Raw genomic sequence first — 520 nt, 5'->3', positions numbered from 1 at the left:
AGGTAGCGCCTTGCCCAGCTCTTTTTCAGCGCGCTGCGTCAGACGTTCCAGGTCGGCCAAATCAAGGCGTTCCAGCACCAACACTTGCGCGCGGCTCAACACAGCGGCGTTCAACTCGAACGAGGGGTTCTCGGTTGTCGCCCCCACCAGCAGGATCGTACCGTCCTCCATATGAGGCAGGAAGCCATCCTGCTGGGCCTTGTTGAAACGATGAATCTCATCCACGAACAGCAGCGTACCCTGCCCGTTCTGATGGCGGATTTTCGCGGCCTCGAACACCTTTCGCAGATCGGGAACGCCGGTAAAAATCGCACTGATCTGAACGAAATGCAGATCGGTTTCCTGCGCCAAAAGCCGCGCGATGGTGGTCTTGCCCACGCCCGGCGGCCCCCAGAACACCAGACTGGACAAGCTGCCCGAGGCCAGCATCACCCCCAAAGGCGCATCAGGGCCCAACACCTGTTCCTGCCCAATCACCTCGGCCAGTGTCTGCGGGCGCAGCCGGTCAGCCAAAGGGCGA

Annotated in this window: 1 protein-coding gene; it reads right to left on the bottom strand. The window is 61.2% G+C overall.

What is annotated here, in order from left to right; genetic code table 11:
* A partial coding sequence (locus tag ACR0MQ_RS23005) for an AAA family ATPase (RefSeq protein WP_480611309.1) occupies positions 1-520 on the bottom strand: 520 nt, incomplete at both ends.

Source organism: Ruegeria sp. AN6 (assembly GCF_056540425.1).
Note: the sequence above shows the minus strand (reverse complement) of the source record. Positions and strands in the feature narration are given on the sequence as shown.